The 14,756-nt window shown below is 66.0% G+C and carries 13 protein-coding genes; 11 read left to right on the forward strand and 2 right to left on the reverse strand.

All coding sequences use genetic code 11. The features are described from left to right. Window positions 1–14: 14 nt before the first annotated feature. The gene (locus tag llg_RS06210; RefSeq protein ID WP_338288836.1) at window positions 15–359 is read left to right on the forward strand and encodes a hypothetical protein; all 345 of its coding nucleotides are present in this window, start codon (window positions 15–17) and stop codon (window positions 357–359) included. Between the two features lie 122 nt (window positions 360–481). Here llg_RS06210 and tnpA read toward each other — a convergent pair whose 3' ends face one another. Then, on the reverse strand, window positions 482–934 hold the full coding sequence (gene tnpA, locus llg_RS06215) for an IS200/IS605 family transposase (protein ID WP_338288837.1): 453 nt from the start codon (window positions 932–934) through the stop codon (window positions 482–484). Window positions 935–1,144: 210 nt separating this feature from the next. Between tnpA and llg_RS06220 the strand changes: the two genes are divergently transcribed. From llg_RS06220 to lpdA, 9 genes are all read left to right on the forward strand, one after another. Continuing rightward, on the forward strand, window positions 1,145–1,693 hold the full coding sequence (locus llg_RS06220; RefSeq protein ID WP_338288838.1) for an RNA 2'-phosphotransferase: 549 nt from the start codon (window positions 1,145–1,147) through the stop codon (window positions 1,691–1,693). A gap of 5 nt (window positions 1,694–1,698) precedes the next feature. Beyond that, complete coding sequence (pncA, locus tag llg_RS06225; protein WP_338288839.1) at window positions 1,699–2,334, forward strand: bifunctional nicotinamidase/pyrazinamidase; 636 nt, start codon at window positions 1,699–1,701, stop codon at window positions 2,332–2,334. 147 nt (window positions 2,335–2,481) lie between these two features. Further along, window positions 2,482–6,693, forward strand: coding sequence for a LamG-like jellyroll fold domain-containing protein (locus tag llg_RS06230; protein ID WP_338288840.1), 4,212 nt, complete (start codon window positions 2,482–2,484; stop codon window positions 6,691–6,693). 91 nt (window positions 6,694–6,784) lie between these two features. Further along, on the forward strand, window positions 6,785–8,560 hold the full coding sequence (locus tag llg_RS06235; protein WP_338288841.1) for a hypothetical protein: 1,776 nt from the start codon (window positions 6,785–6,787) through the stop codon (window positions 8,558–8,560). A gap of 2 nt (window positions 8,561–8,562) precedes the next feature. Continuing rightward, complete coding sequence (locus llg_RS06240) at window positions 8,563–10,146, forward strand: hypothetical protein (RefSeq protein ID WP_338288842.1); 1,584 nt, start codon at window positions 8,563–8,565, stop codon at window positions 10,144–10,146. 83 nt (window positions 10,147–10,229) lie between these two features. Further along, a complete protein-coding gene (locus tag llg_RS06245) occupies window positions 10,230–10,778 on the forward strand; it encodes a thioredoxin family protein (protein ID WP_338288843.1) in 549 nt (182 codons plus the stop codon). Between the two features lie 97 nt (window positions 10,779–10,875). Beyond that, complete coding sequence (locus tag llg_RS06250; RefSeq protein ID WP_338288844.1) at window positions 10,876–11,190, forward strand: DUF1778 domain-containing protein; 315 nt, start codon at window positions 10,876–10,878, stop codon at window positions 11,188–11,190. Continuing rightward, window positions 11,171–11,668 (forward strand): GNAT family N-acetyltransferase, encoded by a 498-nt coding sequence (locus llg_RS06255; protein WP_338288845.1) that lies wholly within the window; start codon window positions 11,171–11,173, stop codon window positions 11,666–11,668. Before llg_RS06250 ends, llg_RS06255 begins: the two co-directional genes overlap by 20 nt. Before the next feature lie 99 nt (window positions 11,669–11,767). Next, entirely contained in the window at window positions 11,768–13,150 is a 1,383-nt protein-coding gene (gene lpdA, locus llg_RS06260; RefSeq protein ID WP_338288846.1) for a dihydrolipoyl dehydrogenase, read from the forward strand. 61 nt (window positions 13,151–13,211) lie between these two features. Here lpdA and llg_RS06265 read toward each other — a convergent pair whose 3' ends face one another. After that, window positions 13,212–13,583, reverse strand: coding sequence for a hypothetical protein (locus llg_RS06265; protein WP_338288847.1), 372 nt, complete (start codon window positions 13,581–13,583; stop codon window positions 13,212–13,214). A 178-nt stretch (window positions 13,584–13,761) separates the two neighbouring features. Between llg_RS06265 and llg_RS06270 the strand changes: the two genes are divergently transcribed. After that, complete coding sequence (locus llg_RS06270) at window positions 13,762–14,748, forward strand: thioredoxin domain-containing protein (RefSeq protein ID WP_338288848.1); 987 nt, start codon at window positions 13,762–13,764, stop codon at window positions 14,746–14,748. The last annotated feature ends 8 nt before the right edge of the window (window positions 14,749–14,756 follow it).

Below are 14,756 nucleotides of genomic sequence, written 5' to 3' on the forward strand. Positions count from 1 at the left end.
ACCCTGTTAGAACCATGGACACCACCACCCTTTACCGTCCCGTCGGCCCGGAGGAACTCGCGCTCATCGAGGCCAGCGGCTGGACCGCGTTTCCACCGCGCCTGCCGGACCAGCCGATCTTTTATCCGGTGACGAACGAGGACTACGCCGTCCAGATCGCCCGCGATTGGAACGTGCCGTCCTCGGGATCGGGGTTTGTCACGAAGTTCGCGGTGCAGTCCGCGTTCCTGGAAAAATATCCGATCCAGACCGTGGGCGGGCGCATGCACACCGAGCTGTGGGTGCCCGCGGAGGAGCTCGACGAGTTCAACCACCACATCGTCGGCCCCATCGAGGTGACACGGCGGTTTCCCGAATGAAGATCCGCCCTCCAGCTCCGGGTCCCAACGGGACCGCTCATCAAAGCCTGGGACGCAGTCCCAGGTTCGGGCGGACTGCGGGTTTGTATCCTGAAGGGACACCTCATGCGGGGAACGATCCATTAATCCCACATGAAGCGCTCATCGCCCTGCATCTTGTATTTCCGCAGCAACGCCCGGTATTCGTCCGCGAACCCGATCTTGCGGTGATGGTCCTCCTGTCCGTCGATGTACTCGATGAGACGCGCCAACTGCGATTGGCCGATGGAGAAGGAACCGTAACCGCGCTGCCATTCGAAAGCGGCGTGTGGCCGGGATTGCTCTTTCAGCCAAACGGAGCTGGTTTGCTTCACCTTCTTGACGAACTCGGAAACGCTCACCGTGCGGCCGAGATCGATGGCGAGGTGGACATGGTCGTCCACACCGCCGATGCGGAAGACCTCGCAACCGAGATCCCGGCCGACCGCGGCCATGTAGCCGTAAAGCGCGGGCCGCAGCGGGGCATCGAGCCAACGCTCGCGGTTCTTGGTGGAGAACACGAGATGGAGCAACACGCGCGCAAGGGATTGAGGCACGTGACCAGTCTAACACATGCCGCAAGACGCATGAGGTGTTCCTTCAGAACACGGATCCGGAGGCGGGCATTACCTGGGACTTCGTCCCAGGCTTTGATGAAAGGTCCCCTTGGGACCGAGAAGAAGAGCCGGCTACGGGCCGAGGGTTCGGAAAACCGGCACAAACCAACCAGAGGCGCTCTGCGCCCGAAACACACACTTTGATTTGAAATGAAACGTCCAAACCCCATCCAGACCAGCAAGCTGCTGAGCATGGTCCTGCGGCACCAGCCGCGCATGATCGGTATCTCGCTCGACAAGGCGGGCTGGGTCGACACCGCCGTGCTGCTGGCGGCCTTGCAACGTCACGGCCACCAGGTGGACCGCGCGTATCTCGAGGAGATCGTCGCGACGAGCGACAAGAAACGCTTCGCCTTCAACGAGGACGGCAGCCGCATCCGTGCCAGCCAGGGGCACTCCCTGACGGTGGACCTGGAACTGGCACCCCAGGTGCCGCCGGAAACCCTCTGGCACGGCACCGTGGACTACTTTCTCGATTCCATCCGCGCCACTGGCTTGGAGAAACGCCAGCGCCACCATGTCCACCTCAGCGCGGACACCGCGACCGCCACCATCGTCGGCGAGCGCCGCGGCAAGCCGGTGCTGCTCCGCATCCGGGCCGCGGCGATGCACCGCGAAGGCCTGCGGTTCTTCCGCTCGGACAACGGCGTGTGGCTCACCGACCACGTGCCGCCCCGTTACATCGCTTTCCCCGAATGACCCCTATGAAAAAGAAACGCTGCCTTTTGATCGTGGACGTGCAGAACGATTTCATGCACGGCGGGGCCCTGGCCGTCCCCGATGCGGAGGATATCCTGAAGCCCATCAACCACGCGCTGTGCCGTCACAAGTTGGCGGTGGCGACCCAGGACTGGCATCCGGCGGGCCACGGTTCGTTCGCGGCGAACCACCCCGGACGCGCGGTGTTCGAAACCATCGACCTCAACGGCCTGCCGCAGGTGCTGTGGCCGGTGCACTGCGTGCAGCACACCGGCGGGGCCTTGTTCGCGCCCGGTTTGCGCACCGACCTGATCGACCGCGTGTTCGTGAAGGGAACCGATCCGGAGGTGGACAGCTACAGCGGCTTCTTCGACAACGGCCGCCGCAAGGACACCGGCCTCGCCGCCTGGCTGCGGGAGCAGGGGGTGACCGCGCTGGATGTCTGCGGAGTGGCCACCGACTACTGCGTGAAATTCACCGTGCTCGACGCGCTGGCGGAGGGGTTCGAGGTGAACCTGCTGACGGAGGCCTGCCGCGGAGTGGAATTGCAGGAGGGCGACATCCGGAAGGCACTCGCGGAAATGCATCAAGCGGGGGCCACCATGACGTTCTTCAACAAACCTCTCGTCCCCTGGGAGTAGAAGGCTGGGTTTCACTGCACAAGCGAACTGTACAGGCGAAAGACGTGGAAGGAACTGGCAGCCCATCGTTTTTCCGATAGGGGAGAAATCCTACCGGCTCCGGGAGTTTGCAAAAACCCCCTCCCGCATTCCCGGTTTCCCCTCCGGATGCAACGCTTGCCCGCCCTTTTCACGATCGTCCGCGTGCTCGGAATGCTCGCCGCCCTGCTGTGGGGGAGAGCCGCTGCGCAGACCACGCCGCCGGCGACGTTTAGCCGCACCATCAGCACCTCGGGCGGATCGGTGACGGCGAATTTCACGCTGCATCCGATACGCGGCGCGAACTTCAAGGTGCTGGTGCAGCAGGCGGATGGATCGTTCACGGAAATGGCGGCGGATGTGCCGCGGACCTACCTCGGGACGGTGGACGGTTATCCCGGTGCGGTGGCCGCAGCCCTGGTGCGGGCGAACGGCACGGTTTACACGCGGGTCAGCTTCGAGGACGGAGTAGAGTGGTACAGCTACGGCGGCACGGCGTCGGTGCGCGGCAGCACGAACTGGACCCCGGCATGGCCGACCACGGTGGTGGGCACCGGCGGCGCAGGCTCGACGGTGCGCGGCGCGGAAGTGGGGGTGGATGCCAGCTACCGGCAGTACCTCGCCTGCGGCTCCGATCCGGTGGCGGCGCTGGACATGATCGAGTTCTGCCTCGTCTCCACGGACTACGTTTACCTGCGGGACGCGGCGATCCTGATGAAACTGGGCCGGGTGTTGATCCGGGCGAACCAGACGCAGGACCCCTACGAGGCGGATGGCGGCGACACCGGCCTGCTGCTGCCCCACATCCGGGACCAGTGGAACACCACCATCGCCAGCACCGTGGGCAGCACCCATGACCTCGCCCTCGTCGCGCGGCCAGGAGCTGGCGGGGGACTGGCCTACGTGGGGACGATCGCGACCAGCAGCCGCTACTCGGCGAACGGCGCGGATTCGAACGGCGACTTCTACGTGATCTGGCGCCACGAGGCGGGCCACAACTGGGGCTCCAGCCACTACGAGGGCGGCGGCAAGCCGGAGGGGCCGACGATCATGTCGGACAACAGCCTGTCCCGCTTCTCCAGTTCGGAGCTGGCGAAGATCATCGCGCACCGGAATTCGAAGGTCGCCAGCCTGGACGACCTCGGCCCCTATCCCGTCCCGCTGCCGCCGCGGGCGAACATGGACCGCGCGATCTTCCTCCCCGGCTCGCCGCTCGCCATCGACGTGCTCAACAACGATTCCGACTCGAACGGCGACGCGCTCAGCCTGCTCTCGTTCGACGCCACCTCGGCGCGCGGCAGCACGCTCACGCTCTCCGCGGACACCGGTCCCGGCGGCCGCGACCAGATCCTCTACACGCCGGCCTCCGGTTACGACAGCGGCACCGACACCTTCAGCTACCGCATCACCGACTCCACCGGGCGGACGGCGAAGGGCTACGTGGCGATGTCACCGGTCGGCGAGCTTTCGCCCATCGATTGGTGGAAGCTCGACGAAACCAGCGGCAGCACCGCGGCCAACGCGATCTCCGGCCGCACCAGCGGCAGCCACAGCAGCGTGACGGTGAACCAGGCGGGCGCCACCTCCGTGACCGGGAAGGGCGCGGCCTACAATGGCACCAGCAGCCGCACCAGCGCGGGCACTCCCAGCTACAACACCAGCGTGCTGACGCTGACGACGTGGGTGAAGCGCAATGGCTCCCAGTCCGCCCAAGCGGGCGTGGTGTTCTCCGGCACCACCTCCTCCGGCAGCGGCCTGTGCATCGGCCCCGCGAACGACCTCCAGTTCCGGTGGAACGGGGCGGGTTACAAGAGTTCGCCCTCTCCCGCGCTCACCCTGCCCGACGGCGTGTGGTGCCTGGCGGCGATGAGCGTTTCGCCGAACTCGGTGACCGTCCACCTGCGGACGCCAGACGGCATCCAGAGCGCCACCACCAACGGCACCTATAGTAGCACGTCCTTCGGATCGACGCTCTACTTCGGCCGGGACAACAACACGACCCCGCATTATTTCAAGGGCTCGCTCGATGACGTGCGGGTCTATGGCGCGACGTTCTCGGCGGACCAGATCGAATCGCTCTACCAGCAGGGCGTGGACCCGCCGGTGCTGGCGGTGAGCTCGCCCACGACCGGAGGTTCGGTGCCGGCTCTGGAGGTGCCGGTGGCCGCGGCGGTGACGAATGGCAAGGTGGACTCGCTCACGTTCCTCGACGGCGCCACCACGCTGGGCACCCTCACGGACGATCCCTACGCGCTCACGCTGCCGTGGCTCTATCCGGGCAGCCACACGGTCACGGCCCGCGCTTCCTATGGCGACTGGGGTTACACCGTGGATTCGCCGACGGTGGCCTTCACCGTGCAGACGCCGCCGCTGCCGGTGGTGACGATCGCGGGCACCGGCACGCCCTCGCGCTCCGGCCTCATTTCCGGGGCCTTCGTCATTTCGCGGAACCACCCGATCGGCGCGGTCACGGTGCCGATCACGGCCGGTGGCACGGCGGTGCCCGGCACCGACTACACGGCGCTGCCCGCGAGCGTGGTGATGGCGGACGGCGTGCTCAGCACCGCCATCAGCGTGGACCCTCTGGCTACCTCGGTGCCCGGCACGAACCTCACGGTGACCGCCACCCTGCAAGCCGACCCGAGCTACACCGCGGGCACGCCCGCGAGCGCCACGCTCACGATCGACGACCACATCACCTCCATCGCCAGCAGCGCGTGGAACGTGGCCACCACCTGGACCCACAACACCGCCGCCCCCACCACCGGCACGCAGGGGACCGGGCTCGATTACGCGGTGGCGCACACGGTGGTCTCGAACGACTCCGCCTCGAACAGCCAGGCCCTCATCGGGAAATCGCTGCGCCTCCAGAGCGGCGGCGTCCTCGATCTCTACCGCTCCCACGGCACCACGCTCCAGACGGTGACCTACAACCTGCCGCCGCTGACCTTGCAGGACGGCAGCACGATCCGTTTCACCGCCGGCACCGGCAGCGACCTGCACGTCATCCCGGCGGCGATCACCACCTCCGGCAGCGCCACCCTGCTGATCAACGCGGGCTCGTACGACAACGGTGCCAGCCTCACCGGCACGCTCTCCGGCAGCGGCACCCTCAACGTGGTCTGCCAGAGCAACGCGGGCTCCGGCACCTACGTCCGCACCGTATCCATCGGCTCCGCGAACAATCCCTACTCCGGCGATTGGTTCGTGAACTTCACCCCGACCTCGTCCGACGACCAGACCGGCCTGCGGGCGAGCGCCGCCAACGCGCTGGGCACCGGCACCGTGACGGTGGGCAATCGTTCACAACTCATCAACAATGCCGCCAACGGCATCAACTCTCTGGCCGGGGTGGTGCTCGAAGGCACGACCTCGTCGCTGGTGCTGAACCAAGCCTGGAACAAGTCCACCGCCAGCCTCGCGCTCACCGGCGACAGCGCGGCCGTGGCGCTCGGCAACGCGGCCTCGTCGATCGGCAACCTCTCCGGAACGACCGGCACGATCAGCGGCAGCGGCTCCACCGCGTCCCTCACCGTGAACCAGACCACCGACGCCACCTTCGCGGGCGCTCTGGGCACCAACGTGAAGTTCACCAAATCCGGCGCGGCCACCCTGCTGCTCACCGGCACGCTGAACGGCGCGCTGCCGCTCACGATCGCGAATGGCGGGCTCGGCTTCGATGGCGGCACCCCGTCGATCGCCTCGCTCACCCAGAGCGGCGGCCAGCTCCTGCTGACGCCGGGCACCCCCGGCACGGCGCGGCTCATGCTTTCCGGAAACTACACCCGCACCGGCGGCGGCATCACCGTCACGGCGGAGGCGGTGCCGGAACTGGGCGTCCCCCACAAGCTGGTGTCCTACGGCGGCTCCCGTAGCGGCACGCCACCGGTCACCTTCGTGAACCACAGCGGCACCGTGCTCGAAACCACGGTGGACTACGGGGCGGCCTCGAACTCCGCGATCACCCTCACCTTCAGCCTGCCCGATCCCTTCACCCCGTGGGTGGCCGGCTTCGGCCTGCAGGGAGCCGCCGCCGCGAAAACCGCCGACCCGGATGGCGACGGACTGACCAACCTCCAGGAAATGCTGCTGGGCTTCGATCCCACGAAGCCCGGCTCGCGGTTGATCCTGTCCATGGCCTCGATGGATGCCACCACCGTGCACCTGCGGCTGAACCGGGTGATCGTCACCGGCACCTTCGCCCTGCAGAGCGCGGATTCCCCGGCCGGTCCGTGGACCGAAACCCCGGTCACGGTGGGCGCGGACGGCTACGACCTGGCCATCGACGTTTCCCGCTCGGGAGTGAAGCGGTTCTACCGGGCGGTGTATCGGGAGCCGTGAAGGAGTGGCTGGAAAAGACATGACTCCTGCGGATGGACCGGAGTTGAAATGTTGGAAGGGCCCTGACATGACTATCGACAAGCCCTTTCGCATGAACCCGCCTTGGTCCTCCCGCCTGTTGCCGCTGCTGTTCCTTCCCCTGCTGGCGCAGGCGGCCCCACCCGAGCCGGACGCGGATGCCCCATGGTGGGATCCCGCCGTCGTATGGGAGGAGAACGGCGAAATCAGGCCGCAAAGCCGGAGCCTGCTCCAGGATGATGAATTCCTGAAACGGCAGCCCGCCTCGCGGCTGCGCACGGTGGCGGGCCAGCTGATGGACGAACAACTCCGCACGGGCTCCTATACGAAGCGTGAGGATTCGGACGCCTCCAGCCACGTCATTTTCTATTGGGCGGTGGTCGATCCGGAAGGAGTGATGGATTTCATCGGCTCGATGAAAGGAGACAGCTTCCGCTATTCCGCGATCCTGAGCGCGGCCCACGCGATGGCCCAGACCGACCCCGCGGGCGCGTTGGAGAAGACGGCGCGGTTCCGTGATCCGCAAACCCGCGAGTACTTCCGGATCAAGCTGGCGCGTGCCCTGACCCAGACCGATCGCGAGCTTTGGATGAAATGGGTGCAGGCGGAACCGATACTCGGCGAGGACAGCTCCACGCCATACTTGGACAATTGGCTGGTGGAGGAACCCGCGCGGTTCATCCGGCTGCCTCAGCGGATCCAGGAGGTGGTGCTGAATGGATTTGCCTCGCAGTGGGCACGTCAGGACCGGGATGCCGCCTTCGCATGGGCGCGGACCTTGGAGCCAGCGGCGTGGCGGACGAGGATGTTGAAGGCCATGGGCGACCAACCGAACGGGAACCGCCCACTAAAGCCGGAGGCGCAAGTGGTCCAGGAAGCCGCCCGACAACGTATCCGCCAGGATTGGAAAGGGGGTGTCAGTCCGGAGACTGCCTTGGACGAGCTCGGTCCGGTTGATCGGAAAATGGCCATCCAAGGCCTGCTGACAAGCGACGAGCCTCTCGATCCTCGGCTGCGGATCCTGCTCACCGGGCTGGTGGCTCCCGAGTACCGGACCGAAAAATCCAACCGGCGGCTGGTGGCCGATCTCGCGGTCACGGATCCCGCCGCCGCCTTCAAACATCTGGCGGCGCTGCGCACGACCACCGGCCTGCAGATAAGCTACCAGAGGGTTTTTCTGGACTGGGTGAAGAAGGACGCGAACGCGGCCTTCCACCATTTCCGCGAGGTGCCCCGCAGTTACCGGATGGTCGTGTTGAGCGCGATGGCACCGGGCGCGCGAAGCCCCGAGGCGATTCTCGAGTGGGCCCGTGCGCAAGGCGAGGGGGCTGTCACACTCGTTCCCGCGGCGATGAGTGTCCATCCCTGGCCGGATGGCGAAGTAAAGGCCCGGGAGTTTGCCCTGCTGCCGGGCCGCAATGATCCGGAGCTAGCGCCCCTGATGACGGACGCGGCTTCGGCCATCGCCTGCGGATGGATTCTGCGTGAGCCGCTGAAGGCAACCGAATGGGTGGTGGCGTTGGAGGACGAGAAACTCCGGGAGCAGGTGTTGCTGCGGATGGTGAATGCACAGGATGATCCCGGGGCAATCGACCGCTGGCTGGCGGCCTGCCCGGAAGGGGCAAGCCGGGATGCGGTGGTCGCGGCGCATGCCCTCTGGCTGGCCGATGAGGATCCTGCTGCCGCCTTGAAGCTCGCGGCGGCGATTCCGGATGGCGAGCGGCGGCGGAAGGCCCTGTTCCGATTGCTTGATGGCTCCACGAACCCGCGCGTCGATTGGCGGCGCACCGTCGGAAATTCCGGCCTCCCGCCGGAATTCCGCCAATCCCTTTTGGATCACCTCCGATGAACATGCCGCGTCCGTTTACCCGCCATCTTCTCCGCCTGTCGCTGCTGGTGCTGGCGGGATATACCCACGCGGTGGAGCCCGCGCGGCCGACATCCCGTGAGACCGCCTTCCTCGCCGAATACGAAGCGGCGCCGCCGGAGCAAAAACCGAGGGTGGCCCAAGAGGTGGCGCTGAAGTGGGCGGACACCGATATGGAAGCGGCGGTTGCCTGGGTCCGCACGCTCGACAAGAACCTCCAGAGCGAGATTGCGGATCACCTCATCGAACACGCGCCGTTCGACGATCCAGGACCGCTCCTACGGTTCCTCAACACGTTTCCCGCAACACCGTCCACCCGCCCCAGGGTCCCGCCGGAAAGGAAACTGGATGGAGCTTTCCGGAAACTGGCGACAACCCATTTCGAACTGGCAGTAAAGGGGGCGCTAGCGCTCCCGGACCAAGAGCTGGCCGCCGATTACCTGGTGCGGACGCTTTACCTGTGGAGCGGGCAGATGAGTCTGCCGTGGGAAAGCATCGGGTCCTATCCCCGGATCACCGAGCCCGCGCGGCGGCAGCAGATCGCCACCGCGCTGGGGGCGGCCATTGGGGGGCAGTCCCATCAGGAAGCAGCCCCGATAGCGGCACGTTTCGCCACAGCTGAGGAACGCGGAGCTTTCTTGGCGGGCTTTGCCAAAGGCCGGGCGGAGAGCGATCCGGAAGCCGCGCTGGCGGCCCTGATGCAGGATCCAGCCAACCGGGCGACGAATTCGAGAGAGCTGCTGTCGACCGTGGCGCGGGTGGCGGCACGCGATCTGGACCGCGCGATCCAAATCATCCTGACCTCCGAGGCGGGGACGGGCCGGGACGCCCTGGTGACCCAGGCGCTCAGCGCCGCCGCCACCACCGATCCAGCGAAAGCCGCCGCCTTTCTGGCCGCCATGTCTCCCTCCCAGGAGGCGAGCCGCGCCTTGTGGGTGCGGACCCTGGCCTCGGAATGGATGCGGTGGGACCGGAAGGCCGCCTGGCAATGGGCATCGCAATTGAAAGGGAACGACCGCTTCGCGGCCTTGGTTCCGTTCATCCGGGAGCAGGGACCGGTTCCGGCGGACCTGGCCGCCACCGTCACAGCTCTCATCAAGGAAAAGCCGGATGCTTCCGAACTGGCGACCGCCATTTCATCAATGGTCCAGCGCTGGGTGGAAGCCGATCGCACGGCGGCCTTGGCTTGGATCGCAACCCTGTCGACAGGGGCCGTGAAGGACGCTGCCGCGAAGAGCGCGGTGGAAGCCATTTGCAGAGTCGATCAGGATCCGTTCGCCGTGGATCGCTGGTTGCGGGCGCTGCCTGCGGGTGCGGACCGTGACCGGCTGCTCCATCGAGTGATCACGGAGGCCCAGCGATGGGACATGCCGACATGCCTAGCGTGGGCACGATTACAGTCTCCGGACTCAGGCACGCGATCGGACGACCTCCGGTGGGCAGCCCGCGTATGGAGGGGGCAGGATCATACGGGATTCCGGGCGGCCATGTTGGCACAGGATCTTACACTGGAAGACCGGAAGCTGGTGTTGTCTCCGGGACGGAGCGGGGTGGAACCACCCCGGTGAAAGGCCGTGCACGGAACTCCCCCCGGGCGCCGTGTAAAATGCAATGTACTTCCCTGCGCCCGGGCCTCTGCTAGGAAGGCGGCGTGACCCATGAGCAACGCGCCGGTTTCGCCCGGACCCTTTTCACCTGGACCCTCCTCATTCTGGCGGTGGTGGCCGCGTTTTGGTTCTTCTCCGGCAAGAAGGAGACCAAGCCCGAGCCAAATGCCGTGGTGAAGGGCCTGGACCCGGATGCCATGAAGAAGGCCCAGGCCGCGGCCAACTGCCTGACGGTCATCCACCACTTCATGCCGGGCAACGTCGACTGCGAGAAGCTGGCCAAGGCCATGGAGCACCTCGACGCCCAGTTCGGCGACGACGTGAAGTTCCACACCCTCGACGCGAAAAAATACCCCGAAGCCTCGAAGCAGGAGGGCGCGAAGCAGTATCCGCACCTCGACATCTTCTTCGAAAACCAGAAGGTCTTCACCCACGAGGGCCCGATGACCGAGGCCGAGCTGCGGGCGAAGCTCGAGGAACTCATCCGCGGCCTGGTGAAGCGCACCCACAAGGGCTGGCTGCCCACCGTCAACGGCATGCAGCCGAACAAGGGCCAGAGCGTGATCCCGATCGACCCACCGGACAAGCGGTGAGAGGGCTGCCCGCCTGGCATTTTTCGGTGTTTATTTCACACCAGAAACCCCCTTGTCCTCCACTCACCACGTGGGTATAGTCAGCGCCATGAAACCGGTGAAAGCCACCCGCAAGCCAGGACGGCCGCCCTCCAGCAAGGCCGCTCCCACCGTGCGGATCAGCCCACATTTTCCGGAGGCTTTGGCCGAGCGGGTGCGGCAGGCGTCCGCGCTGCGCGGACTTTCAGTGGTCTCGTTCGTCATGGAAGCCGCGCGTCGCGAAGCCGAACGCGTGATCGAAGAAGAAGGTCGCTTGCGGTTCACCGAGGAGGAAACCCGCACCCTTGCCACGCTGCTGGCCCGTCCTCCGAAAGCAAACGCCGCCGCCCGCAAGGCGGCCACCCGAGCCGCCGGTGTCGAAATTCGCTCTTGAGCGCTTGGATACCAGCCATGACCGCCGGGAATTCTCCAGCGGCTTGGAAACGGTGGACCGCTACCTGAAGGAAACCGCACGCGGGCACACGGAAAAGGGCGTCGCCATCACGCGGGTGCTGGTCGATCATCAGGCCGTCGCCCCGAAGAAAATCCTCGGCTACTTCACGCTGACTCCCTGCATGGCCACGGCAGCCTCCTGGGAGGGTTCTCCCAAAGGGCTGCCGAAATCTCCGGTCGGCATGGTCCTGCTGGGGCGGCTGGCGGTGGATTCCACCACGCAGGGACAGGGCCTCGGCGGCACGTTGCTGGCGCTTGCCAGGCAGATCGCCCATGATTCGCTGGCCGCCACTGGCGGGATCGGAATGGTGGTCGATGCAGCTGGCGAGGAAATCGTCGCCTTCTACACGCACCATGGCTTCCGGCGAACCGCCCCGGACTCGCTGCGTCTTTTTCTGCCGACCGCCGCGTTGGTCTGAAACCCGGGATTCACCCCCTTCCCGAAACCCCACCCCCCGGTTTGACAACCGGGCATCGCCCCCCCAACCTCCCGCCGAACTCCAATTCCTGCAATCCCCATGGCATACGATCTCATCGTCATCGGTGGCGGCCCGGCCGGCTATGTCGCCGCCATCCGCGCCGCCCAACTCGGTAAAAAAGTCGCCTGCGTCGAGGCGGACCGCGCCGGCGGCACCTGCCTCAACTGGGGCTGCATCCCGACCAAGGCCCTCCTCAAGAACGCCGAGCTCTACCAGACGCTCACCAAGAAGGCGACCGAGTTCGGCCTGAAGTTCGACAACCTCACCTACGACTGGTCCGCCGTCGTCGGCCGCTCCCGCAAGGTGTCCGACAAGCTCGCCGGTGGCATCGAGTTCCTCTTCAAGAAGAACAAGGTCGACTACGTGCGCGGCCTCGGCTCGATCGAAGGCCAGGGCAAGGTCGGCGTCACCGCCGCGGACGGCACCAAGTCCGTGCTGGAAGCGAAGAACGTCATCATCGCCACCGGCGCGAAGTCCCGCCCGCTGCCGCCGCTGCCCTTCAACGGCACCACCGTCATCAGCTCGAAGGAAGCCATGGTGCTCCAGAAGCAGCCGGAAAGCATGATCATCATCGGCGCCGGCGCGATCGGCGCGGAGTTCGCCTACGTTTACAACGCGTTCGGCACCAAGGTCACCCTCGTCGAAATGCTCCCGACCATCCTCCCGGTGGAAGACACCGAGGTCGGTGAAACCGTCGAGAAGTCCTTCATCAAGCAGGGCATCCGCTGCCTCACCAACACCAAGATCACCGCCACCGCCGACAAGGGCACCCACGTGGAAGTGACCGTGGATGGCCCGAAGGAAAAGGGCACGCTCTCCGCCGAGGTCGTCCTCGTCGCCATCGGCGTGCTCCCGGTCCTGCCGGGCGGCCAGCAGCCGGCCCTCACCGACCGCGGCTTCATCCAGGTGGGCGACCGCTACGAGACCTCGATCCCGGGCGTCTACGCCATCGGTGACATCACCGGCCCGCCGCTCCTCGCCCACACCGCCTCCTTCGAGGCGATCCAGGCCGTCGACGGCCTGTTCGTGGAAGGCCACAAGCCGCGCAAGGTCACCAATTTCCCCGGCTGCACCTACTGCCACCCGCAGGTCGCCTCCGTCGGCAAGACCGAGCGCGCGCTGAAGGAAGAAGGCGTCGAGTATGTCGTCGGCAAGATCCCGTTCGTCGCCATCGGCAAGGCCATCGCCGCCGGTGAGCCGGACGGCTTCGCGAAGCTGCTCTACGGCAAGAAGCACGGCGAGCTCCTCGGCGCGCACATCGTGGGCGACAACGCCACCGAGCTCATCGCCGAGATGGGCATCGCGCTCGACCAGGAGCTGACCATCGACGACATCCACGCGACCATCCACGCCCATCCGACGATGAGCGAGGTGATCCACGAGGCGACCCTCGCCGCCGAGGGCCACGCGATCCACTTCTGAAGCGCCCGCGTTTCCGATTTTCAAAAACGCCGCCTGGGAAACCGGGCGGCGTTTTTTCGTTTCACCAGGCCCGGATTAAAACAGCGATCATGACGATGGCGATGAACAGGACCATGGCCATCCCGATCTGGTGGGCCACGAAATCCAAGGCGTGCCCGGAAGAAGAGCCGTGAGGGTCCCGATATCCCCGCAGAAGCCGGTGGTCCAGCAACCCGATGCAATAGGCTTCCACCAGCCCTAACGCGCTTCCGATCAAGAACAACAGGCCGGACCACATGGGGATCCAATGACTCAAACTCATCACCCCGGCCAAGGTGATCAGCGCGATCGGCCACGCCACGCTCCACAGGACAACCCGGTAGGCCACCAGCCCGGGCGGCAGCTTCGGTCGCGGGGAGGACCGTGGGGCGTTCGCTTCGGAGGGCTCGTCCATGCTCATCCCAAGGAAAGGGCTCCCGCTGCCCCGGATCAAGCGAAGGCCCTTTCTTCCTCTTCTCTTCCGTCTTCCCGCCTTCCTTCTCCTACCCCTTGAAATATTTAGGGAAGACTGATTTTCAGCTTTCCGTGCCTCCGGACTTACACGAGAGTGAAACCGGTTCCCCCAAAACCGAATGCGTCTGCTCCCCCGCCTGCTGCTGGTCAGCTTGCCCGTCTCCGTGCTCACGAATTGTGAGCGTTCGGCGTCGGAGGGAAAATCGTCGACCACCCTCTCCAACGTCCTGGACAGCCTGCTGACGGGTCGGAAGGACGATCCGAGCCTGGTGCCGAAGAAGCTGCCGTCGCTCGACGCGCGGGAAGTGGGGGACGCGGACCTGCCGGGCTTCATCGACCAGAAGGGGAAACTAGCGGTGCTGCTGACCTACCGGGTGGCCGGGGAAGGGGAGGAGCCGGAGGCGGAGCGGAAGTTCGCCGCGGACTTCCGGAAGGAGATGGCCGCCTATTCGGATGTGGCGGCGCTGGGGCTGGTGGATTCGGAGCGGTGCCGGATTTTAAAAAAGGAGGAGACCGGAGGCGTACCACGGCTGCGGGTGTTCCTGGAGGGCCGCGAGATGTACGCGGGGGTGGGGGGGATGAACATTTCCCAATGCCGGAACGTGGTGTCCTACTACGCCGATTCACTGCGCAAGGGCTCGTCACCGGGGGTGGCCGCGCTGAGCCCGCCGCGGGACATGAGCCCGCCGGAATACGCCAGCTTCGTGGCCACGCCGAACCGCTTGATCGTGGTGGTCTACCAGGCCTCCTGGTACGAGCCCGGCAAGAGCCTGGAGCCGATCTTCAACTCGATGGCGCTGGAGTTTCCCGGGCTGGCGACGATCGGGCGCTTCGACATCGACGCGTCCCGGGACTTCACCAGCCGCCAGGGCGTCACGGACCTGCCGGACGTGCGCTTTTTCGTGAATGGCAAGCAGGTGGAGCGGTTCAAGGGCCTGCGGACCTTCGACCAGATCCGCGCGATCTTCCACAAGAACACCCAGGACCTGCGCCCGCCGCCGGTGGCCGCAATCCCGCCGGGCGAGGACGGGAAGCCCTCCGTCTCCCGCATGAAGAAGGGCTGGATGCCGCCCGGGGTGCAGAAGCGCTCGGAGTTGGGGCATTGAGGGTGGAT

Source organism: Luteolibacter sp. LG18 (assembly GCF_036322585.1).
GTDB lineage: Bacteria > Verrucomicrobiota > Verrucomicrobiia > Verrucomicrobiales > Akkermansiaceae > Luteolibacter.